Consider the following 21,186-nt stretch of genomic DNA (forward strand, 5'->3'; position numbering starts at 1 on the left):
TCAGTGTCCCTTTCCATAACCGGGGAAAGCCATCCACGCTTCGAGCCTGGACATTGCAAATGTCAGGATGGATACGAGCCCCACATAGATGACGAGCACGAGGATCATGACCTCGAGTGTGCGAAACGTGTCGTTGTAGATCTGGCCGGCGTAGTACATCAGTTCCGGCACCGTAATGACCGAAGCCTGAGAGGTGGTTTTGAACAGGTTGGTGAGAATGTTGGTAATCGCTGGCAGGCTGATGCGCACAGCAATCGGCGCCTCAACTTTCCAGAAGCGCGACCACCGGCTGTAGCCGAGCGACCGGGCCGCTTCTATGATCGACTGCGGCATGGTTTCGATGCCGGACCTGAAAGCCTCGATGGCCAGCGCTCCGCCGAACAGGCTGAGCGAAATCGAGGCGCAGGCGAATGCACTCAGAAGCGGCATCTGCAGACCGGTGGAGGGATCGGTGACTTTCAGCCCCAGCGTCGACAGCGTGAAATAGGCAAAAAGCATCTGCAGCAGTGGCGGCGTGTTGCGGAACACCTCCACGAACAGCTCGATGATGGCATCCAGCCAGAAAATCCGCAAAGTCAGCGCAAGCGCACCGAGAAGGCCGATGATGATCGCGGCACTGGATGACAGTGCCGCAAGCTTGAGTGTGTTGAGGACCCCAGTGAGCAGCCATTGCTGATAGGCTGGATCCGTAAGCCAGGAATAATCAAGACCGAACAATAGCTGCTCCAGACCCTATCAGTTCAGTTTTGCTTTGGCCGCCTTGGCGCGCTCGGCGATGTAATCGGCGTGTGGAATATTGAACTCGGTTTCCCAACCGATCATCTTGCCTTCGGCTTCCGCCTTGGTGATAGCCTTGTCCACGGCCTCCTGGAACGCCTTGTCGCCTTCGCGTATACCACCTGCCATCGGCAGATACTCATAGGTGGGGACGGCAACCTTGTAGCCCTTCCAGTCCGCGTCCTGAACCTTGAGGTCGAGGGTCATCTGGTCGAAGACAAAACCCACGCAACGATTGTCGCGCAGAGCGCGCATTGCCTCCGGTTGGGTCTTGAAGGCAACGAGCTGGATTCCGAATTCCTCGGTCATCTTCTTGTTGTAATAGGATCCCTGAATGCCGCAGACCGGTTTACCCTTCAGTTCCTCCCACTTGCTGGTGGTCGCTTCCTTGGCCATCATGACGGCCGGGCCTGGCGAGGACACGTAAGCGGTGGTGAAATCGATGACCTTGTCGCGCTCCGGCGTGACGCCAAGCGTCGCGAAAATCGCATCGATACGACCGGCAGTCAGAAACTCGATACGATTGGCGGCGACGACCGGTACAAATTCAATCTTGTCTGAAGAACCCAGAAGTTCCTTGGCGACATATTTCGCCAGCTCGACTTCGAAGCCAATGATCTCGCCCTTGTCGTTGAGATATCCATAAGGCGGATAATCGTTCTTGACGCCGACGATCAGCTTGTCGCGCGCCTTGACGTCATCAAGCGTACCGGCAAGCGCCGCACTGGCCGCGAGCATGCCCATGGCTGCCAGGGCGGTGGTTGCGAGAATGTTTGCTGCTTTTTTCTTCATTTTGTTCCCCTGTTTGTTCAAGCGGGCTTAGCGTTCGCGAACCCGCAGGTCGTTTTCAAAATCAAGCTGCCTACAAAATATTCACTTATTTAATCTGCTCAATTTTGGTCATTGAATACGCAGTTTTCTCATTATACAAGTTATTGAGAATTTATTTTCATAATGTGAGATACCATGACCAAATCCACCCAGTCTTCCTCCGGCGGCGCACAGCTTCTGGATCGCGCGGTAGCTTTGCTCGATCTTGTTGCAGACGGCGGCGTACAGGGCGTCACGCTCAAGGAACTGACGGCCAGATCCGGCCTCAACACGGCCACCTGCCACCGCATCCTCAATACGCTGGTCGGCCACAAGCTGCTCGCGCGTGACGACAGGAAGCGTTGTTACCGGCTGGGCGCGCGTATGGCGATTTACGGCGCGCGCGCCGCACGTGGACCGGGCATCATCAGCCGCTGCGAAATGGCGCTCACCCGCATTCGACGCCGAACGGGCGACACCATCCATCTGATGGCTCGGCTCAACCACGATTCCGTTTGCCTCGACAGGCGCGACGGTGAATGTGTGGTGCCGACGCTGACCGGGTCCATCGGCGGCTCGGTCCCCCTTGGCGTCGGTCCGGGTTCAATTGCCATGCTCGCCTTCCTCGAAGAGGACGAACAGGAATTCATCATCCGCGCCAATATCGAGCGTTATGCCGCCTATCGCGATCTCACCGCCGACAAAGTACGCCGACTGATCGCTGAAACACGCGAACGCGGTTATGCAATCGATGTCGGCGAGCTTATTCCCGGCATTGCCGGCGTCTCGGTGCCGATTTTTTCGGACGGTACAACGCCAAACGCTTCCCTCGGCTTCACGCTTTTAAGCGCCAAGCTGGAACCCGGCACGCTGGAGCAATACGCAATGCTGCTGAAGGACGAAATCTCGGCGATCGTCGATCAATAGCTGTCATCCAGCAGGCAATTAACCCAGAATTCCGAAACACTCGCGCGGTTCGGCAAACTGACGACATGCAGGATGGAGCTGGCAATATCTTCAGGTTGAGTCAAGGTGTCCGATGGCGTCGCGCCTGCCAGAGGCAATCCCATATCAGTCGCAACAAAACCTGGACATATTGCGGTCGCCCTCACGCCATTGTCGAAACCGGCATGACGGATTGCGTGAGACAGGCCAAGGGCTGCGAATTTCGAGACCGAATAGGCGCCAGACACCGCCGACTTGACCCTTTTGCCCGATAGCGAGGCGACAATCGCCACACGACCAGCTCCTGACGCGACCAGCGGGTCCCAGCAGGCCTGCACCAGGCGCCGCGGCCCATTGACATTGACGTCCATCAATGAGGCAAACTCCTCGTCAGTCGCTTCCACCACGGTCTTGCGCACCATGACGCCGGCATTGGCAACGACAGCATCGATACGCCCGAACTGTGCCAGAACGGCAGCAGCCCAGTCGGCAGGCGATTGTGGGGCCAGCGCGTCATAAGCCTGCACCTGGACTAACGCTGGATCTGCCCAATCCGGCAGTAGCGGCGTTCGCATTCCAAGCGAGACATTCCAGCCAGCCTCCATAAAGGCCCTGCCAGTGGCAGCACCGATACCGCGATTGCCTCCGGAAATCAGGACGGTTTTCCTGTCAGTCATATAGGTTTCCTTTCTCAGGCATGGGGAAGGAGGGCGGCGCCTTCCTTGCGGGTTGCACGGTTTTCCTGCATGCGAAAATAACGAAGGCGCAAACCGGGCGCGAAGGACATCAGCAACGGCGCCCTGTGCAGCGGCTCGATTTTCAGGGAGAGATCCTTGTCCGGCACGCCCAGCGCCCATTCTGACAAGACGCCGCCAAGCATGGAACCGGTTGGCACCCCGCGACCAGAAAGTCCCGTACAGGCAACGATGCCGGGCGCCAGATCATAGAGCCTCGGGACAGTGCGCATCTGCATGTCCAGTTCGCCGAACCAGAAATATTCCCAACGGATTTCCTCGGTAATCTGTGGATGCAGAAATTTCAGCCGGTCCGTCAGCACCTGACGGGTATAGTGAGGATCGGCGCCACGCTGGCCCATGGGGAACATGGAGGCCACAATGCGGCCTTCACGGTTGTATTTGTAGACATAGATATCGCCGCGTCCATCATGCATGGTAGTATTCTGGGGCAGGACTTTTGCTCGCGTTTCCGGATCGAGCGGCTGCGTGGCAGCGAGAAAGACTTTTTTGATGCGGAAGCTTTTATCGAGGTTTTTCCAGCCACCGACGGTGTAGGCGCCGGTCGCGAAGATCACCTTTTCAGCGAGCACGGCGCCACCGGGCGTTCGCACAGACCATTTCCCCGCCTCTGGCTGGACATCTACGACCGGGGACGCGGAAAACACCTGCCCTCCCTCCCCAATAACGGCGCGCGCAAGGCCTCGTGCGTATGAAAGCGGGTTCAAATGACCGCCCTCCTCGTGATACCAAGCGCCGTAAAAACGAGGGCTGCCTGTCATCGCTTCGACCTCGTCCCTGCCAATCACCCGGCAGCGCGCGCCAGCGTCGGCATATGCATCGGACTTCATCTGCAGCGTTGACATGCCGCCAGGACGCAATGCGCCCATAACATAACCATTCTGGACCCACTCGCAGTCGATTCCGTAGGTCGAGATCATCTCGACGACGCGATCATTGGCCCGCGTCTGGCGGTGAATAAGGCGCTCTGCCCAGGGCTCGCCAAGAATTCGCCCGAGCGACGGAAGGCTATAATAGCTGAAGGTCGGGGTGCAGTGGCCGGCATTGCGGCCCGAACCGCCAAAACCTGCCTCTTGCGCTTCAACCAAAGCAACCTTGACGCCCCTGCGCACCAGTTCCAGCGCCGTAGTCAGCCCGGTGTATCCCGCGCCGACGACACAGACGTCCACGTCGACACGGCCTTCAAGCCTCACAGTCTGCGGTGCAGGCGCGGCGGTCGCAAACCATAACGTTTGGTCAAAAGGTGAAAATTTCCCCAAATTCATTCTCCTTAAGGCAGCCGAAGGCAGTCGGGAAACGATGCTGTTCCCGGAAAAAATATCTCGACATGGAATGACGGATCAGCATTGCCGATTTTATATGCGTGCCAGATTTTGGAGCAAATCGTCAATCTCAATCTCATATTACGAGCCGTACAGGATTGATTTTTCATATAGTGAGAGTCTGTTCTCCGCCATTAAACGCGAGGTAGCACGGTCCGTTCGATCGTTGGGACAACAACAGACGCTGCGGAAGCGACTGAAATCCAGCAGATTATCCAGTCGATCCCGCCAGGAAAAAGCGTTGTTGATCCAAACGTCTTCAATGCTGGCAAGGTGTAAGGCCGCTGGTGTAGTTTTGATATTTGCGATTTTTTGAGCTCAGTGGAACTCGTGCGGTTCGAAGGCGGTATCGGACCGACTTGGTGAGCGCACTTTCCTGACGTTTGGGGCAACCAACACTGCCAGCCAGGTGTTCGAGGCCCTCACCCGCCGACCGGCATACGTGACGCCTGGAAGGCGATGCGGTCCGTACAGAAGCCTGACCCCTCGACGCGCCACGGCAAGGCTCATCGAGGCAGAACCCTGCGGCAGACAGAGGGAGAGCGGCAGGGCGAAAGCCAGCCACCTTCCCTTAAATGAAGCTATTTCCCGAAGCCCTTGCAACCACTAGAAGATTGTGCAGTAACAACGGTCTGCCGTTCTCAGTTAAGGTGATGGTTCAGAAGAATCGGCGGTGAAGCCGACTGCGCTTCCGAACGTAAAAGGCGGAAGGGGTGGTCGTTGAGCTTCGGTCATCTTTCAGGGTTCTCCAACCGTGCGCGCAATGTCGCGTTCTCGGTTTCCAATCTTTGCAATTGTTCACGAAGAGGGGCGACAGCCTGTTCAACCTGCTGTTCGGTGTAGCGCGGGATGATGTGCTGTGGACAATTCCAATCGAACGCCTCAAGCCGAAGCCTGAAGATCCGTTCCGCCCTTCCTTTGTAGGTCGGGTCGGACACCAGTTCCGTGAGTTCCTGGTCCGCATCAAGCGCCAGTCGCTCCACATAGGCGTAAATTTTGAGCCGTGCCCGTCGCACATAATCCATCAAGAAAAGGCAGGCCCGATCGTTAGCGGCAAAATTGCCGGCGCTGATGTACTGGCGATTGCCCCGGTAGTCGGCAAAGGCCAGTGTCCGGTGATCAACGACCTTAAGGAAGCCCGTTTTTCCTCCACGGTGTTGAACGTATGGCCAACCCGTTTCGGAAACCGATGCGATATAGAAGCTGTCGCGTGAGGCGATGAAGGCGATCTCGCCTTCGGTGAGGATATCTGAAGGGCGGTTGTCAGCCCCCAGCCATAGCTGCTCCACCCCCATGTTCGCCTGAGCGGCTCTGACGCTCGGCGTCACCGCAACTTCAAGGAAATGATATGGCATCAATAATCCCCTTGTTCGGGCAGGCTCGCATCGTTGTCTTACGGTGCGAGCCGGATCTATCTTTGTTCAGCCCGACTAGTGCTTGGCAAATTTATCCTTCAGATCGCGGTGCGTGGACATCAGTCCTGCATGGCCCAATCCGCGACCTGCCAACGCATCTCCCCACGATCGGCAACGATACGGCCGAGGCCGGGGAAAGGCATATGCGTGGCAGCGATGAGCGCGCCCTCCGAAGCGGCACGCGGAAAGAAGCGATCGCGCATGGCTTTCGCAGCGGCACGGTCCTGCTCAAACAGAAAGAACACATTGGTCGCGGCAGGATGCACGACGGGAAAAAGCATATCCGAAACCATGATCAGGCTCTTCCCGCCATCCTCGATCCGCACCCCGATATGGCCGGGCGTATGGCCGGTCAGGTCGACGATTGAAACGCCCCGCATGATCTCGCGCTCTCCATCGATCGCCTGGAGCCTCGGGTATAACCGCACGACTTCCTCGGCCATTCTGAAGCTGGTCTGCAGATATTCAGGGGCGCCGTTACGCTTGGCTGGATCGGTCCAGTGAGTGACGTCGCGACGATCTATATAGAGATCGGCATCGGGATAGTTGTTCTTGCCTCCCAGCACAAGTCCGCCCATGTGGTCCTGGTGCATATGCGTTACAATGACCGCGTCGATCTTGTCGGGCTGCAGACCGAGCAGGGCGAGTGCCTGTGGTAAGTGCCCGGTCTGCCCGATCGAACCTGCCGCGCCGGCATCGATCAGGATGCGGCGCTCGCCATCGTCGACGAGGTACTGGTTAAAGAGGAACCGAACCCCGCTCGGCCGCGCGGTCAACTGTGCGCTTGCAGCCATCTCAACCTCGGGTGCCGAGCGTCCCGGAAAGTAGTCATACGGCATGTCTGCATACCCATCCGTCAGCGCCGTAACGGTGAACCGGCCAATGCGGATCTGTGCCAACGGGTTCACTACAACAGGCGTCCTGTCAGCGTTCTGCGTCGCCGCACGGGCGAGAGAGTCGCCGAGCAGGCCTCCACCAAGGAGGCTTCCCCCGATGAGGCCGAGAGGCAGGGCGCCGGCAAAGGCGCGACGTGAAATTTGAGGCATGACATCTTCCTCTGATCAGTAGCACGATGAGGCTTTAGCAAGCCCCTTGACGACGCGAAGGCTATGACATCCACAAACAACAGGGTATCTTGGTATTATGGAAACATTCCTCTCGTTTTATGGAAGGCTTCGATGGATCGTTTTGACGCGATGACGGTGCTACTAGCGGTAGTCGACGCTGGCAGCCTGTCTGCCGGGGCACGGCGGTTGAGTGCGCCGCTAGCCACGGTCAGCCGCAAAGTGGCGGATCTGGAAAAGCATCTTGGCGTTCGCCTGGTCGTGCGCACCCGTCGCGGCCTGGCCTTGACCGAGGAAGGGCGCGCCTTCGTTGCCGCGTCACGTCGAATTCTCGATGAGCTGGACGCAGCCGAACGGCAGGCCAGCGGCGACTATGGAGCGCTGCGTGGCGGGCTGCACGTCACCGCGCCGATTGCCTTCGGCGAGCGCCATCTCCTGCCAGTTACGCTCGAATTCCTCAAGGAGCAACCCGATATCAATCTGCGGCTGACCCTGACTGATCGACAGCTAAATCTGGCGGATGAGCACGTCGATGTTGCCCTACGGATCGGGCACCTCCCGGACAGCGCGATTATCGCGACAAAGGTTGGTGCCGTCCGCCGCGTAATCTGCGCAAGCCCCGACTATCTCGCCCGCCGAGGAGTGCCACGTCAGCCGGAAGATCTCGCCCCGCATGATGGCATAAGCTTCCAAGGGTTCGCGACCGCCCCGGAATCGCGATATCGACGAGACGGCGTGGCCTTCGCTGTCGAGCCGCGCCTCAAACTCGCGGTCAACACCACAGAGGCTGCCATACAGGCCGCACTAGCTGGTATCGGCATTATTCGCGTGCTTTCTTACCAGATCAACGAACATCTGCATTCTGGCGCTCTGCAGGAATTGTTGGCGGAGTTCGCACCGGAACCGCTGCCAGTAAATGTTCTTTACGGACCAGCAGATCCGCTGCCACTGAAGGTCCGGCGCTTCCTTGACTGGATCAGCCCCCGCCTGCGCGCTCGAATGGCGACCTAGCGTTCCTCCTGTCAGACGCATCTTAATGGCGGTGAGGCTCAGTGGTAGCCGATCGTCCTGCATCGACGACCGTTCGCCCTTGCCGACTGGAACGGACATCTGTCACCGGCGAGTTGACTTCCGCTTTGGCGCACAGGCGATGAAACGCGGCGGCCAGGCCGATGTCCGCTTGCAGGCGGGCCGAAGATTTGCCTCTATGATCGGTATGACAGCACGTTGCCGCCGGAACTGCCGAGCGCAGATGAAGGACACCTTGCCATGGGCAGCCACACGAAACCTGCTAGATCGCTGCAGGCGTTCTCAAGGTTCATCTCCATGTGCTGTGTGCTGGCGTAACGGGCAACATCCCACGGGCAACAGGCATCTCCAGACCCGCTCTCAACCGACCCCGCCAATGCAGACATATTTGAGTTCGGTATATTCCTCGATACCGTGACGTGACCCCTCCCGGCCAAGACCCGACATCTTGACGCCGCCGAACGGCGCTTCAGCAGTGGAAATCGCCCCCGTATTGACGCCAACCATGCCGTACTCAAGCGCTTCGGCAACCCGGAATACACGAGAGAGATTACCCGCATAAAAATAGGATGCCAGACCAAAATCGGTATTGTTGGCCTGCGCGATCACATCCGCCTCATCCTCAAAGCGGAAAAGCGGGGCGAGCGGCCCAAAGGTCTCCTCACGCGCCACCTGCATGGTGGCATCGACGTTGCGCAGGATCGTCGGTTCGAAGAAATTCCCACCGAGTGTATGTCTCTTGCCACCCGCAGCGATTTCGGCGCCTTTAGAAAGCGCATCGGCAATGTGAGCCTCTATTTTCGCAACGGCGTTTCCGTCGATGAGGGGCCCGAGAACACTTTCCTCCTCAAGCCCGTTGCCAACCTTCAATTTTGAGACGGCAAGCGCGAATTTTTCAGAAAAGGTATCATAGACGCCGCTCTGCACATAAAGACGGTTGGCGCAGACGCAGGTCTGGCCATTATTGCGGAACTTGGCGAGGAGCGCGCCTTCCACGGCCGCATCGAGATCGGCATCGTCAAAGACGATAAACGGCGCGTTGCCGCCGAGTTCCAGCCCCAGTTTCTTGATGGTCGGCGCGCATTGCCGGTAAAGATGTTCTCCCGTGCGCGTCGAGCCGGTGAAAGTCAGAAGACGAATATCAGGACTTGCCGTCAGCACGCCGCCGATTTCCACGGCGGGGCCAGTGAGGATGCTGAAAAGCTCAAGCGGCAGGCCGGCGCGCTCGGCGAGGATGGCAAGCGCGATCGCCGAAAACGGCGTTTGCGGTGCGGGTTTCAACACCACCGCGCAGCCGGCGGCCAGTGCCGGGGCGACCTTGCGGGTAATCATGGCATTGGGGAAGTTCCAAGGCGTGATGGCCGCGACGACACCGACCGGCTGGCGAAGAACGAGTATGCGTTTGTCGGCCTGGTGGCCCGGTAACGTCTCGCCATTGATGCGGCGCGCCTCTTCGGCAAACCATTCGATGAAGCTTGCTCCATAAGTGACCTCGCCTTTGGCCTCGGCAAGCGGTTTTCCCTGCTCAAGCGTCAGGATCATGCCGAGATCGTCACGGTTTTCCATGACGAGCCGGAACCAGTGTTTGAGGATGTCCGCGCGCTCAACGGCGACGCGGTTTGCCCAGGCCTTCTGCGCAATCACGGCTGCGGCAATAGCTTCCTGTGCTTCCGCGGCACCAAGTTCGGGAACCCGTCCGACGATCTCCCCCGTAGCCGGATTGCGGATCGTCGTCGTTTCGCGGCCATCGCAATCGACCCAACGGCCGGCCGCTGGCACTTTCTGGCCAAAGAGCGTGGGATCATTCAGATTCATATTCCACCCCTCAACAGAAAACCTGCGCCGACGCGGGATCGAAGGCGAGATGCACAAGATCGCCACGGCTGAGGCCCGAAATCGCCTCATGACCAAATGGCAGGCGCACGGCAAAGGGCTCTCCCGAACCTGTATGGGCCACGACATGGACGTTGTTGCCGAGGAAGGTGATGTCGCTGACAGTGGCCTGAAAACCGGCGGAAGAGCCGGGTCCGTTGCGGCTGAGCTGCAAACGTTCCGGACGCAGCATCAGCGCCGCCTTTTTTCCCGGCGCAGCTTCACCATGAACTGGAATATGGTCGAAGACGATATTCTGCCCGAGCGAAACCGTCGCCTTGCCACCCGAGGCAGCGAGGAGATCGCACGCGATGAAGTCGCTGTCACCAATGAATTCGGCCACAAAGCGGGTAGTGGGGTGAGCGTAAAGCTCCGGTCCCGTACCGATCTGGTCAATCACGCCTTTCGAAAACACCGCGATCCGGTCGGAAAGACGCAAGGCCTCTTCCTGATCGTGGGTGACGTAAAGGATCGTCACTTCCGTCTGCTGGTGGATGCGACGGATTTCGAACTGGATTTCTTCCCTGAGCTTCTTGTCGAGCGCCGAGAGCGGTTCGTCCATCAGAAGAACCGGCGGATCATAGGCGAGCGCCCTCGCAAGCGCCACGCGCTGCTGCTGACCGCCCGACATCTGCGCGGGCTTTCTGTCTTCGAAACCTTCGAGACGAACGAGCCTCAGCATCTCCTTCACCTTCGCATCGATTTCCGCCTTGCTCTTGCGGCGCACTTTCAGCGGAAAGGCGATATTCTCGCCAACAGACAGATGCGGAAACAGGGTGTAACGCTGAAAAACCATGCCGATATTGCGCTGGTGCGACGGCGTGGAGAGCAGGCTTTCGCCGTTCAGAAGGATGTCGCCCGCCGTCGGCTGTTCGAAACCGGCCAGAATGTAGAGCGTCGTGCTCTTGCCAGACCCGGATGGCCCGAGAAACGTCATGAACTCGCCCGGCTGCACCTCGATATTGACGTCCTGAACGGCGACCACCGGTCCGTATTGTTTGCGGATACCGCGAATTTGCAGGAGCGGTCTGGTCATGTTTTCAGTCCTTTTCGCACAGCCGCGACAAGCAGCATGAGAATGATGGTCACCGCGATGAGAAGCGTCGATGCGGCGGCGATCACCGGCGTCAGATCCTGCCGCAACGTCGCCCAGATTTTCACCGGCAGCGTCTGCAACGTCGGGCTTGCCATGAAGATCGCCAGCACCACCTCATCCCAGGAGGTGAGGAAAGAAAAAATCGCGGCTGAGAACAGGCCGTGGCTGATGGCCGGCAACGTGATGCGGATTTTCGCCTGCAGCGGGCTCGCGCCGCATAGCACTGCGGCGTCTTCAATGGATTTGTCGAAACCCTCAAGCGCGCTGGTCAACGCCAGAATGGAGAACGGCAGTGCCACGACAAGATGGGCGATGACGAAGCCGGTGGTGGTGCCCGCAAGGCCGAGCTTCAGGAAAAAAGCATAAAGCGCCACCGCCAGCACCACGACGGGCAGGATCATCGGCGTCATGAACAACGCCCGCAGGCCCTCGCGCCCGATGAAACGCCCACGCACCAGACCGAATGACGCCACGAGGCCGATCAGCACCGACAGAACTGTCACCATCACGGCGATGCGCAGGCTTGTCCAGGCGGCATCCAGCCACCTCGGATCAGCGAAGAAATCCGCATACCATTTCAGCGTCCAGCTGGGTGGCGGAAAGATCAGCCATTGCGACGAGCCGAAGGACAAAGCGGCGATGAAGACAATCGGCAGGATTAGGAATGCCGCCGTCAGCACGGTGATGAAAAGGAGCAGCCACTTCCATGCGCCAAGGCTGTTGTAGTTCAAAAGCATGTCAGCGCCCCCCTGCCCCGGCCGCGCCGAAGAATTTCAGCTGGACCGCGTAAAGCGTCAGCGTCACCACCAGAAGCACCAGTGCCGCTGCCCCGCCCATACCCCAGTTGACGAGCGACTGCACAAATTGCGCGATAAGCTCGGCCAGCATCATGTTCGCCGTGCCGCCGAGCAGCGCCGGGGTGACGAAATAGCCAAGCGACATGACGAACACCATCAGCGCGCCGGAGATCATACCCGGAGCGGCAAGCGGAATGAGAACACGGGTCAGCGCCTGAAAGCGGGTTGCCCCGCACAGCGCCGCCGCCTGGAGAATGGCCGGATCGATCTTGCGGATGACGCCATAGAGTGGAATGATGATGAATGGCAGCATGATATAGGTCATGCCGATCGTGACGCCGGTCAGGTTGTTGACCAGTGCAAGCGGCTTGTCGATGATGCCAAGGCCCATCAGCGTCTTGTTGACGACACCTGTCCGCTGCAACAGCACCATCCAGGCATAGGTGCGTGCCAGAAGGTTGGTCCACATGGACAGGAGCAAAATTGCGAAGACGATGGAGGCAAGCCGCGACGGCATGATGGCAAGCGCCCACGCGACAGGAAAACCGATGACCAGCGTTACGAGCGTGACCAGCGCCGACACCGCGAAGGTATTGAAGAAAATCTTCAGGTAGGTGGAGCTGCCCAGCAATGCGGCGTAATTTCCGAAGCCCGGCACCGGCTCGGTAACGCTGCGCGACAGCAGGATGATAACCGGCACGACAAAGAACAGGGCAAGCAGAACGAATGCCGGCAGGGTGGCGGCAAAATTGCCGGGCCGGAAGGGCATCCGCACCTTCGTCTTCGGGCTTTCTGTTTCATCGGTAAGCGAGACCATGCCCAAACCTCCCCGGAGGTGAAAATTTGCGCGGGCGCTTTTGGCTGCCCGCGCGGTTGCCTTACCTGGCCTGCCAGGCGTACCAGCGCTCACCGATCTCGTCACGATGTTGCGCCCAGTAGCTCATGTCTGCATTGACCTGGCTTGCCGTCTGCTGGTCAGGGAGGGTCTTTGCCGTTTCCGGATCCATCAGCTTTGCGGATTCGACGTTGACCGGGGCATAACCGGTGGCAGACGCCATATCCGCCTGCGCCTGAGCGGAGGTCGCAAGAGCGATGAACTTCATTGCCGCGTCCCTGTTCTTCGTCCCCTTGGGAACGACGAGGGAATCCGCTGCCGTGATGTTCTGCTCCCAAGAGGTCTCCACCTTCACGCCGCTTTTTTCAAGCGCCGTCATGCGGCCATTCCAGACGCTGCCGAAGGGCGCTTCCGCAGAGGCGATCAACTGTTGCGATTGCGCGCCGCCAGACCACCAGATGATATCGGATTTGATCGTGTCCAGCTTCTTGAAGGCGCGATCTAGATCGAGCGGGTACAGCTTGTCGGCGGCAACACCATCGGCCAGCAGGGCTGCTTCGATCACACCCGGTGCGGACCATTTGTAAAAGGTGCGCTTGCCGGGAAATTTTGCCGTGTCGAAAAGGTCGGCCCAGCTCTTCGGGCAAGCGGCCACGGAATCGACATTGCAGCCGATGACGAAGGAATAATAAAAGCTGCCGACGGAGTAGTCCGTGACGAAACGGGGGTCGAGCTTCGTTTTGTCTATGACGGCGAAATCAAGCTTCTCCAGCAGGCCCTTCGGTCCGGCCTGCGCGGCGTAGTCACCCTCGACGTCGACCACATCCCATGTCACGCCGTTCGCTTCGACCATGGCTTTCAACTTGCCATAGTCCGTCGGGCCGTCCTGAAGCACGTTGATGCCGGTCGCCACCATGAATTTTTCGGCCCAGGCCGCCTTCTGCGCGTCCTGCGTGGTTCCTCCCCAGCTGGAAAAAACCAGATCATTCGCCTGCGCGGATGCGCCTAGGGCAAAAATTGCAGCGCATGTCATCAATACCAGTTTCGATCTCATGTTCCCTACTCCGTTTTAGAGTTTGTTGTTGGCATGCACTTCGCGGCCGGTACTTTCACTTCAGTGGTGAAAAACGCGCCGGCTTCATGATCTTGTTTTCGGCGACTTCGATGAGGTCGCGGATTTTCGGCAGGAAGGATAACCAGCGCGGATCGGCCATCAGCTTGGCGCGCCGCTCCTCGCGGTCATCCAGACTGGAAAAGGCCCAGATATGGACAATCTCGTTGATCGGGCCGATCTCAGAAAAGAAGTAACCCACCAGCTCGCCAAGATGGCTTTTCTGGATTTCGATGCCTTCCTCCTCGACCACCCCAAGGTAGGCGGGAATAGCTCCGTTCTTCAGTCGATAGGTGCGGATTTCGTAAAACATCGGTTCACCGCATCACGAAAGGATCGGGGATCGGGTCGTCGGAGGTGCGCAGCCATATGGTCTTGGTGCGCGTATAATCGAGCGCTGCCGCAAGCCCGCCTTCGCGGCCATCGCCCGACAGGCCAAAGCCTCCGAAGGGCGCAATGGGTGAGACGGCGCGATAGGTGTTTACCCAAACCACGCCGGCGCGGATCGCCTTCATCAGCCGATGGGCGCGTGTCAGGTTCTGCGTGAAGACGCCCGAGGCGAGGCCATAGACCGTGTCGTTGGCCAGTGTGATCGCTTCCGCCTCGGTTTCGAAAGAAACGACCGAAAGAACCGGTCCGAACAATTCCTTTTCCATGGAGGGCGAGCGAATGCCGTCACAATCGAGAATGGTCGGCTGGTAGAAGTAACCAGCGCCATCCACCGCCACGCCACCCGTCACCACCTTCGCACCGGCTTCTTCTGAGGCAGAGACCAGAGAGACGATGTGCTTGCGCTGCCGCTCGGTCGCGAGCGGCCCCACTTCTGTCGCCATATCCAGCGGCGAGCCGATGCGGATCGCCTCGGCTTTCGCCTTCAAAATCCCGAGGAAACGATCCTTCACGCTTCTCTCGACAATCAGCCGTGATCCGGCAACACAGCTTTGACCGGTCGCGGCGAAAATTCCCGCAACCTGCGCATTGGCGGCGCTTTCGAGATCGGCGTCGGCAAAGACGAGGATCGGTGATTTGCCACCGAGTTCGAGCGACGTGGAGGCAAGGTTTTCAGCCGAGTTGCGGACGATGTGACGCGCCGTCTCCGGCCCGCCGGTAAAGGCGATATGGGCCACCTTCGGGTGTGTGGTGAGTGCCGTGCCACAGGACGCGCCAAACCCGGTGACGATATTGACGACGCCGGCAGGAAAACATGCCTCCTGCACCAGCCGGGCGAACTCCAGCAGCGGTGCCGGTCCGTCTTCCGAGGCCTTGATGACGATGGTGCAGCCGGCAGCAAGCGCCGGGCCGATTTTAACTGCTGCCAGAAAAAGCTGGCTGTTCCACGGGACGATTGCCGCCACCACACCCACGGGTTCGCGTCGCAGCCAGACATCCATGTCCGGCTTGTCGATCGGCAGGTAAGCGCCCTCGATCTTGTCAGCCAAGCCCGCATAATAACGGTAATAGTCCGCGACATAGGCAATCTGGGCCGAGGTCTCGCGGATGATCTTGCCGGTATCGCGGGTTTCAAGTTCGGCAAGCGTTTTTGCATTTTCGGCAACCAGATCGGCAAGCCGATAGAGCAGCTTGCCGCGTTGCGTCGCCGTCAGCTTCGACCAGGCGGCATCGTCATAAAGCGCCCGGTGTGCGGCCTCGACGGCGCGACCGATATCCGCTTCGCGGCTTTCCGGCATTTCTGCCCAAGGTTCACCGGTTGCCGGGTCGAGGCTCGAAAATCTCGCCTCGCCATCCTCGAAGCGCCCGTCGATATAACATTGGAAACGGCGCATCATCTTACTCCTTGAAAGCCGGCATGACATCGGAAAGGAAGCGTTCCAGCGAGGCCTTCTTTCGCTCGAAGCTCATGCCGGTATCGATCCAGAAGGAATATTCGTCATAGCCCATGGCCTCGTAGGCCTTAAGCCGGGTAATGACTCCATCGGCATCGCCGACAACGTTATTCTTGCGCATGACATCACCGGAAAGCGTGGCGTTTGCTGCAATATCCTCCGGCGGAATGCGCTCGATCAGCCCCTGATGAACAGGCTTTTCGTTTTTGAACCATGCGAAGAAGTAGTTGTAATAGACGCTCATCTCATGAGCTGCGTGGGCAATATCGGCTTCATCGGAGCCGACATAGGTGTGGCGCAGCAGCATGATTTTCGGCCGCTGTTTATCCGGATTTTTCGCGCAGGCATCATTGAAGCGGCCCATCAGGGTTTCCACCTCGTCATCGCCTTGCCACAACGGCGTCACCTGAACGTTGCAATCATTGGCGACAGCGAATTCGTGCGAATTCGGATCGCGCGCCGCCACCCAGATGGGCGGGAAAGGCTGCTGCAGCGGTTTAGGAGCCGAGGTGGTGGCCGGAAACTTGAAAAATTCGCCGTCATGGGCGTAGTCGCCCGCCCAAACCCCTTTGACAGCCGGAATAAGCTCACGCATCCGCTGGCCGGCGCCCCAGGCATCAAGGCCGGGAAGCAGCCGCTCATATTCGAACGAATAGGCGCCGCGCGCGATGCCGATATCGAGGCGGCCATCACAGATCAGATCCGTCATCGCCGCTTCACCGGCAAGCTTGATCGGGTGCCAGAACGGCGCGATCACCGTTCCCGTACCCAGACGTGCCGTCTTCGTTCGGCGCGCGAGATCGGCGATCGTCACGAAAGGGTTGGGCGCTATGGTGAAATCCATGCCGTGATGTTCGCCGGTCCAGATGGCATGCATGCCACCGCGATCAGCGATTTCGCAGAGCGTCACGAACTCCTCGTAGAGCGTCTTGTGGTCCTGCGAAGCGTCCAGCCGCTCCATGTGAACGAAGAGGGAAAATTTCATGGGTTTGGCCCCTTCATGGAGATTGGATGGACCTTGCCGGCGGTCTCGTTGCCGACATAGACGCCGAAATTGCCGATCGAGCTTTCCAGCGCGAAACGATTGACGATATCCGCCGTCGCGCCGGAGTCGAATTTTGCCGAAGCCAGCGCGCCGGGCAACAGAAAACGGCCCTCGCGCGGCGCTTCATCGCCATCGGCAAGCGCGTGATAGACGACGTGCTGGCGCCCATCCGTCTTGTTCTCATAAACCGAATAGAGAAAGCCCGTTTTGACGGAGAGACCGGTCAGTTCTTCAAGACGTGATGTCAGCGCCGCGACCGGATCGCCGCTTGCCATGACACAGCCGGGAAGCGACAGCACGTCGTCGCCAACGAGGTAAATCTCACCGCGCCGTTCCAGAACGGCGCCCACGACGATATCGCCCTCTGCCGCTGCCGACACCGCCTTTCCAGCCAGTATCGGCGTGAAATAACCGCCACGTGCATAACCGAGACCGTTCAGGCCGCTATTGTCGAAAGCCTCGATACGGCCAAGCAGAATGACATGATCGCCCGCTTCGATAACCTCCTGCATCGTGCATTCAAACCAGGCCGCGACATCAGCAAAGACCGGCGAACCCTGCGGTGCATCCGACCAGCTGGCGACGGCGAAACGGTCTTCGACCGGCCGGGCGAAGGTGTTGGAAAGGTCTTTCTGGCTTTCCGACAGAATATTGACAGCAAAGTTTTTGGTACCGGTCATCGTCGCGAAATTACGCGAGGTGCGGGCAAGGCAGATCAGCAGCAACGGCGGATCGAGCGAAACAGAGGTGAAGGAGTTGGCGGTAAAACCGATAGGCTTTCCCGCATCGTCCCGTGTGGTCACGATCGTTACTCCCGTCACGAAAGCGCCGAATGCATCGCGCAAGGCGCGCGGATCAAGGGTTGCAACAGTCATTGCGGCTCCTCCTCTAAAGCCAGCCATTCGGCCATCATTGCATTGACGGTTTCAGGTGCGGTCAGATTGACCATATGCCGGTGCGCCTCAACGATGCGGGCGTAACCGCGCGGTGTGATCGCCGCCATCTGCTCGGCCATCAAAGGCGTCGAGTTGGGGTCGTCCGAACCAGTCAGGAAAAGAGCTGGACAGGTGACCGAGGGCCACCGATCCGCATAGGTTTCGTCCCCGCCCGCAAATGCGGTATAGGCAACCGCGTAACCTTCGGGATCGACCATTTCCAGCCAGCCCCGCGTCAACTCCCGCGCCTGCTGGCTCTTTGGATCGTCGCCGAACCAGCGTAGCAAAGGGCCTTCCTTGTCCACGCCGGCGGTCCGGATGGCAGCCGCGCGTGCAAGAACCGCAGCCTTCGCGGCCGGATCACGGCGATAAACGCCGTTCAGATAACCGACGCGCGCAATTCGATCTCCAAAGGTTGCAGCAGCACCGCCGGAAATCAGCGCACCCATGGAATGCCCGGCCACATTGGCACGCGCGATCCGCATATCGTCAAGAAACCGGCCGAACCAGCCGACAAAATCCTTGAGCGTGCTGCCCGCCGGCAGACGTGCGCTGCCGCCATGCCCCGGCATATCTACCGCGATGACACGGTGCGTCGTGGAAAAGATTTCGATCTGCGGCTTCCAGGCTTCCAGCCGCATTCCCACGCCGTGGATGAGGATCAGGTCTTCACCCGCGCCTGCCTCGAAATAGGCCGTCCGGCCCTCGGTCACCTTGCGAGGGAGCGCGGCAGCACCTGCCTTTGCAGCATGGACCCGTGACGTGGTGGCGGCCTCCTGCATTTCTATCACCCTCAAACGCCGGCCGGGTTGGCGACATCCTGACCGAGATCTTTCAGATCCTGATACCGGTCGCCGATGCGGTGATGAGGCCTGCCGCCAACGGAAGCACCGAGCGCGACGACGATCTCGTCGGCAGCCGGGGCATCGGGAACGGAGGTCTGGATGGTCAGGTAATGCGAACGGCGGCCTTCATCGTTCTTGTCCATCAGCGGGATCATGATAGGCGCATTGCCGGGACCGCGCGTATTACAGAAGGCCAGATAGGACTTGGCACCCACAGCCTGACGATAGTGATTACCGAAACGCAGCGTGTGAATGAGCGCGGACGCATGTTCGATCTCACCGTCCAGCCCGACGACCGCCGCCTTGCCATAGGCTTCCACCGCTTCCCCGGAACCGACGGCATCAAGGATCATCTTCGTCAGCAATTCGCCCAGCACCGGCGCCCCGGCATGGATTTCCGGTTTGAGATCATCCACGAAGCCTTTTCCAGCCCAGGGATTTTTCACGACCGCAATTGCGGTGAACAGCTTCAAAGGTGTCGCTGCAGCCTTGCCTCCTTCAATCAACGTCGTTTCGACCTGCAACAGGGTCTTGCGGATCTGGATGGACATAGGCGTTCTCTCCGATAAGTATGATGTCTTATGGTATGCCATAATATTATGCTGTCAAGTGGTGGAAATCTGTGGCTTGAAGTCACGTAAAATGGCAATTCTTACAGGGCGTTATGGCTCAGAACTCTTCCGTCCGGCCGTCAAAGGCCAGTTCGTAAAGGCGTGTCATTTCAGCTGTCGTCGGAACCCGGGGATTATTTGCCGGCGTGCCGGAGGCGAGGCCTTGCCGCACCATTTCCGGCAGGAGATCGAGATAGCGGGTTATATCGATGCCGAATTCCTGCGGGGTCGGCACCTTCAGCCGCCTGTTCAGGCCGATGAAAGCTTCAACCAGCTTTGCGCCAGCAATCTGGTCGCTGTCCGTTGAACTTGCGCAACCAAGTGCGCGGGCAGCGGCGACATACTGCGGCAGAGCGGAATTCAACGAAAACTGCGTGACCAGCGGCAGCACCATCGCATTCGACATACCGTGCGGAACATGGAAAAAGGCGCCAATCGGCCGGCTGAGGCCATGGATCAACGCGGTCGATGTGTTGGAAACGGCAAGACCCGCATGGGTCGCCCCGAGCATCATTGCTTCACGCGCTTCGCGGTTCTGCGGATCGTTCGCCACTTTTTCGAGATTTGCACCGATCAGTTTCAGCGCGGAAAGCGCCAACGCCTCGGAATGGGCATTACCGTTGCGGTTGACCAGCGCTTCCAGCGCATGGGTCAGCGCATCTATGCCGGTATCGACCGTGACGCGGTAAGGGCAGGTCAGCGTCAGCTCGTAGTCGATGATGGCCGCAACGGGCAAAGCGGCGGTGCCGAGGATCAGCATTTTTTCGCTGGCAGCCGTATCCGTCACGACGGCGGCGCGCGTCACCTCCGATCCGGTTCCGGCGGTTGTGGGTATGGCAATCACCGGCATGACGGCGAAATCCACGATCCTTGGAACTTTCAGCGCCCGCAGCTCTTCGCCACTGGTTGCAACGATGGCGCCTGCCTTCGCCGTATCCATGGCGCTGCCTCCGCCGAGCGCGACGAGACCGTCGTGACCGCCATCGGAAACGCATTTCACCAAGGTGGCGACGGATATGTCCGTCGGGTCTTCCACGACGTCCGTAAAAATGGCGGCATCGATGCCCTCGCCGCCAAGCGCCTGCAAAAGCGCATCCGCATGGCCAAGTTTCTGCATGACGGGATCGCAGACGAGCAGAGGGCGTTTGACCCCCAGAGATTTCAGTACCGAAGGCAATCGGAAACGGCTGCCACCGCCGATCAGCATTTCGCGAGGCATCAGGACACGGTTTATCATTGCGGTTCTCCGCCACTATCATTCTGCATTGTTCGGAACGGCCTAAGGCACACGATCTGAAGCGGGATTTGGTCGTCCCGCTACGGTCACAGTGACCTTAATGAGCCAGGATTTTTGACAGGAACGAGCGGGCGCGATCCGTCTTCGGATTGGTGAAGAAGCTGTCACCCTCGCCGATCTCGACGATCTCGCCGCCATCCATGAAGACGATGCGGTCCGCCACCTTGCGGGCAAACCCCATTTCATGCGTCACCACCATCATCGTCATGCCCTCTTGCGCGAGCGAGACCATGACGTCGAGCACCTCGTTGATCATTTCCGGATCAAGCGCGGATGTCGGCTCGTCAAAAAGCATGGCGACTGGATCCATCACCAGCGCGCGGGCGATTGCGACACGCTGCTGCTGACCGCCGGAAAGTTGGCCCGGGTATTTCTTCGCATGCGCGGTCAGCCCTACTCGTTCGAGAAGGACATTGGCTTTGACCAGCGCCTCCGCCGGCGAGCGGCCGAGTACTTTCTCCTGCCCGATGCACAGGTTTTCGAGAATCGTCATATGGGGGAAGAGTTCGAAATGCTGGAACACCATGCCCACTTTGGAGCGCAGCTTCGGCATATCGGTCTTGGGGTTGGTCACCTCAACCCCGTTGACGGTGATGATGCCGTTGCCGATCGTCTCCAGCGCATTGACGCATTTGATCAGCGTCGATTTGCCCGAACCGGACGGCCCGCAGATCACGACAACTTCGCCCTTTGCGACATTCAGGCTGCAATTGGTCAAAACCTGGAAGGTCGGGCCGTACCATTTATTGACGGATTGAAGTTCGATCATGCTGGTTGCCTG

General features: G+C 59.0%; 21 protein-coding genes. 2 read left to right on the forward strand and 19 right to left on the reverse strand.

The annotated features are described in order from the left end of the window. Together QSK43_RS16445 and QSK43_RS16450 are read right to left on the reverse strand one after the other, a co-directional pair. A complete protein-coding gene (locus QSK43_RS16445) occupies positions 1-717 on the reverse strand; it encodes an amino acid ABC transporter permease (RefSeq protein WP_332304337.1) in 717 nt (238 codons plus the stop codon). A gap of 18 nt (positions 718-735) precedes the next feature. Next, positions 736-1,569, reverse strand: a complete 834-nt coding sequence (locus tag QSK43_RS16450; protein ID WP_332304338.1) for a transporter substrate-binding domain-containing protein — start codon at positions 1,567-1,569, stop codon at positions 736-738. 174 nt (positions 1,570-1,743) lie between these two features. Here QSK43_RS16450 and QSK43_RS16455 point away from each other — a divergent pair, with 174 nt between their 5' ends. Then, a complete protein-coding gene (locus QSK43_RS16455) occupies positions 1,744-2,514 on the forward strand; it encodes an IclR family transcriptional regulator (protein WP_332304339.1) in 771 nt (256 codons plus the stop codon). Here QSK43_RS16455 and QSK43_RS16460 read toward each other — a convergent pair. From QSK43_RS16460 to QSK43_RS16475, 4 genes are all read right to left on the reverse strand, one after another. Further along, positions 2,508-3,209 carry an SDR family NAD(P)-dependent oxidoreductase gene (locus tag QSK43_RS16460; protein ID WP_332304340.1) on the reverse strand — a complete coding sequence of 234 codons (702 nt, stop codon included), beginning with the start codon at positions 3,207-3,209 and terminating at the stop codon, positions 2,508-2,510. The two genes, QSK43_RS16455 and QSK43_RS16460, sit on opposite strands and share 7 nt — an antisense overlap. A 14-nt stretch (positions 3,210-3,223) precedes the next feature. Next, positions 3,224-4,546, reverse strand: coding sequence for an NAD(P)/FAD-dependent oxidoreductase (locus QSK43_RS16465; RefSeq protein WP_332304341.1), 1,323 nt, complete (start codon positions 4,544-4,546; stop codon positions 3,224-3,226). A 794-nt stretch (positions 4,547-5,340) separates the two neighbouring features. Next, on the reverse strand, positions 5,341-5,964 hold the full coding sequence (locus tag QSK43_RS16470) for a pyridoxamine 5'-phosphate oxidase family protein (protein WP_045020252.1): 624 nt from the start codon (positions 5,962-5,964) through the stop codon (positions 5,341-5,343). Positions 5,965-6,083: 119 nt separating this feature from the next. After that, on the reverse strand, positions 6,084-7,070 hold the full coding sequence (locus QSK43_RS16475; protein ID WP_332304342.1) for an MBL fold metallo-hydrolase: 987 nt from the start codon (positions 7,068-7,070) through the stop codon (positions 6,084-6,086). A gap of 132 nt (positions 7,071-7,202) precedes the next feature. On the opposite strand from QSK43_RS16475, the gene QSK43_RS16480 reads away from it, so the two are divergent. Beyond that, complete coding sequence (locus QSK43_RS16480; protein WP_332304343.1) at positions 7,203-8,099, forward strand: LysR family transcriptional regulator; 897 nt, start codon at positions 7,203-7,205, stop codon at positions 8,097-8,099. A 378-nt stretch (positions 8,100-8,477) separates the two neighbouring features. Here the strand turns inward: QSK43_RS16480 and QSK43_RS16485 are convergent, their stop codons facing one another. The 13 genes from QSK43_RS16485 to QSK43_RS16545 all read right to left on the reverse strand — a co-directional run bounded on the left by QSK43_RS16485 (position 8,478) and on the right by QSK43_RS16545 (position 21,174). Next, positions 8,478-9,932 carry an NAD-dependent succinate-semialdehyde dehydrogenase gene (locus QSK43_RS16485; protein ID WP_332304344.1) on the reverse strand — a complete coding sequence of 485 codons (1,455 nt, stop codon included), beginning with the start codon at positions 9,930-9,932 and terminating at the stop codon, positions 8,478-8,480. A 10-nt stretch (positions 9,933-9,942) separates the two neighbouring features. Beyond that, positions 9,943-11,025 (reverse strand): ABC transporter ATP-binding protein, encoded by a 1,083-nt coding sequence (locus QSK43_RS16490; RefSeq protein WP_332304345.1) that lies wholly within the window; start codon positions 11,023-11,025, stop codon positions 9,943-9,945. Further along, positions 11,022-11,822: an ABC transporter permease gene (locus tag QSK43_RS16495; protein ID WP_332304346.1), complete on the reverse strand. Its 801-nt coding sequence runs from the start codon at positions 11,820-11,822 to the stop codon at positions 11,022-11,024. The genes QSK43_RS16490 and QSK43_RS16495 overlap by 4 nt, the downstream gene beginning before the upstream one ends. Position 11,823: 1 nt before the next feature. Next, complete coding sequence (locus QSK43_RS16500; RefSeq protein ID WP_442967849.1) at positions 11,824-12,651, reverse strand: ABC transporter permease; 828 nt, start codon at positions 12,649-12,651, stop codon at positions 11,824-11,826. A gap of 109 nt (positions 12,652-12,760) precedes the next feature. Continuing rightward, positions 12,761-13,771 carry an ABC transporter substrate-binding protein gene (locus tag QSK43_RS16505; RefSeq protein ID WP_442967845.1) on the reverse strand — a complete coding sequence of 337 codons (1,011 nt, stop codon included), beginning with the start codon at positions 13,769-13,771 and terminating at the stop codon, positions 12,761-12,763. Positions 13,772-13,826: 55 nt separating this feature from the next. After that, the gene (locus QSK43_RS16510; protein ID WP_045020265.1) at positions 13,827-14,141 is read right to left on the reverse strand and encodes an NIPSNAP family protein; all 315 of its coding nucleotides are present in this window, start codon (positions 14,139-14,141) and stop codon (positions 13,827-13,829) included. A gap of 4 nt (positions 14,142-14,145) precedes the next feature. Continuing rightward, positions 14,146-15,612: an aldehyde dehydrogenase gene (locus QSK43_RS16515; RefSeq protein ID WP_332304348.1), complete on the reverse strand. Its 1,467-nt coding sequence runs from the start codon at positions 15,610-15,612 to the stop codon at positions 14,146-14,148. Positions 15,613-15,616: 4 nt separating this feature from the next. Continuing rightward, on the reverse strand, positions 15,617-16,657 hold the full coding sequence (locus QSK43_RS16520; RefSeq protein ID WP_332304349.1) for an LLM class flavin-dependent oxidoreductase: 1,041 nt from the start codon (positions 16,655-16,657) through the stop codon (positions 15,617-15,619). Beyond that, entirely contained in the window at positions 16,654-17,592 is a 939-nt protein-coding gene (locus QSK43_RS16525) for a flavin reductase family protein (protein ID WP_332304350.1), read from the reverse strand. The genes QSK43_RS16520 and QSK43_RS16525 overlap by 4 nt, the downstream gene beginning before the upstream one ends. After that, positions 17,589-18,434: an alpha/beta fold hydrolase gene (locus QSK43_RS16530; protein ID WP_332304351.1), complete on the reverse strand. Its 846-nt coding sequence runs from the start codon at positions 18,432-18,434 to the stop codon at positions 17,589-17,591. Before QSK43_RS16530 ends, QSK43_RS16525 begins: the two co-directional genes overlap by 4 nt. A gap of 11 nt (positions 18,435-18,445) precedes the next feature. Next, positions 18,446-19,048 carry an amino acid synthesis family protein gene (locus tag QSK43_RS16535; RefSeq protein ID WP_045020276.1) on the reverse strand — a complete coding sequence of 201 codons (603 nt, stop codon included), beginning with the start codon at positions 19,046-19,048 and terminating at the stop codon, positions 18,446-18,448. A 118-nt stretch (positions 19,049-19,166) separates the two neighbouring features. Then, a complete protein-coding gene (locus tag QSK43_RS16540) occupies positions 19,167-20,345 on the reverse strand; it encodes an iron-containing alcohol dehydrogenase (protein WP_332304352.1) in 1,179 nt (392 codons plus the stop codon). Positions 20,346-20,442: 97 nt separating this feature from the next. Next, entirely contained in the window at positions 20,443-21,174 is a 732-nt protein-coding gene (locus QSK43_RS16545; RefSeq protein WP_332304561.1) for an amino acid ABC transporter ATP-binding protein, read from the reverse strand. Between the last annotated feature and the right edge of the window lie 12 nt (positions 21,175-21,186).

The sequence above is a fragment of the Rhizobium sp. GR12 genome, assembly GCF_036596185.1.
GTDB lineage: Bacteria > Pseudomonadota > Alphaproteobacteria > Rhizobiales > Rhizobiaceae > Agrobacterium > Agrobacterium nepotum.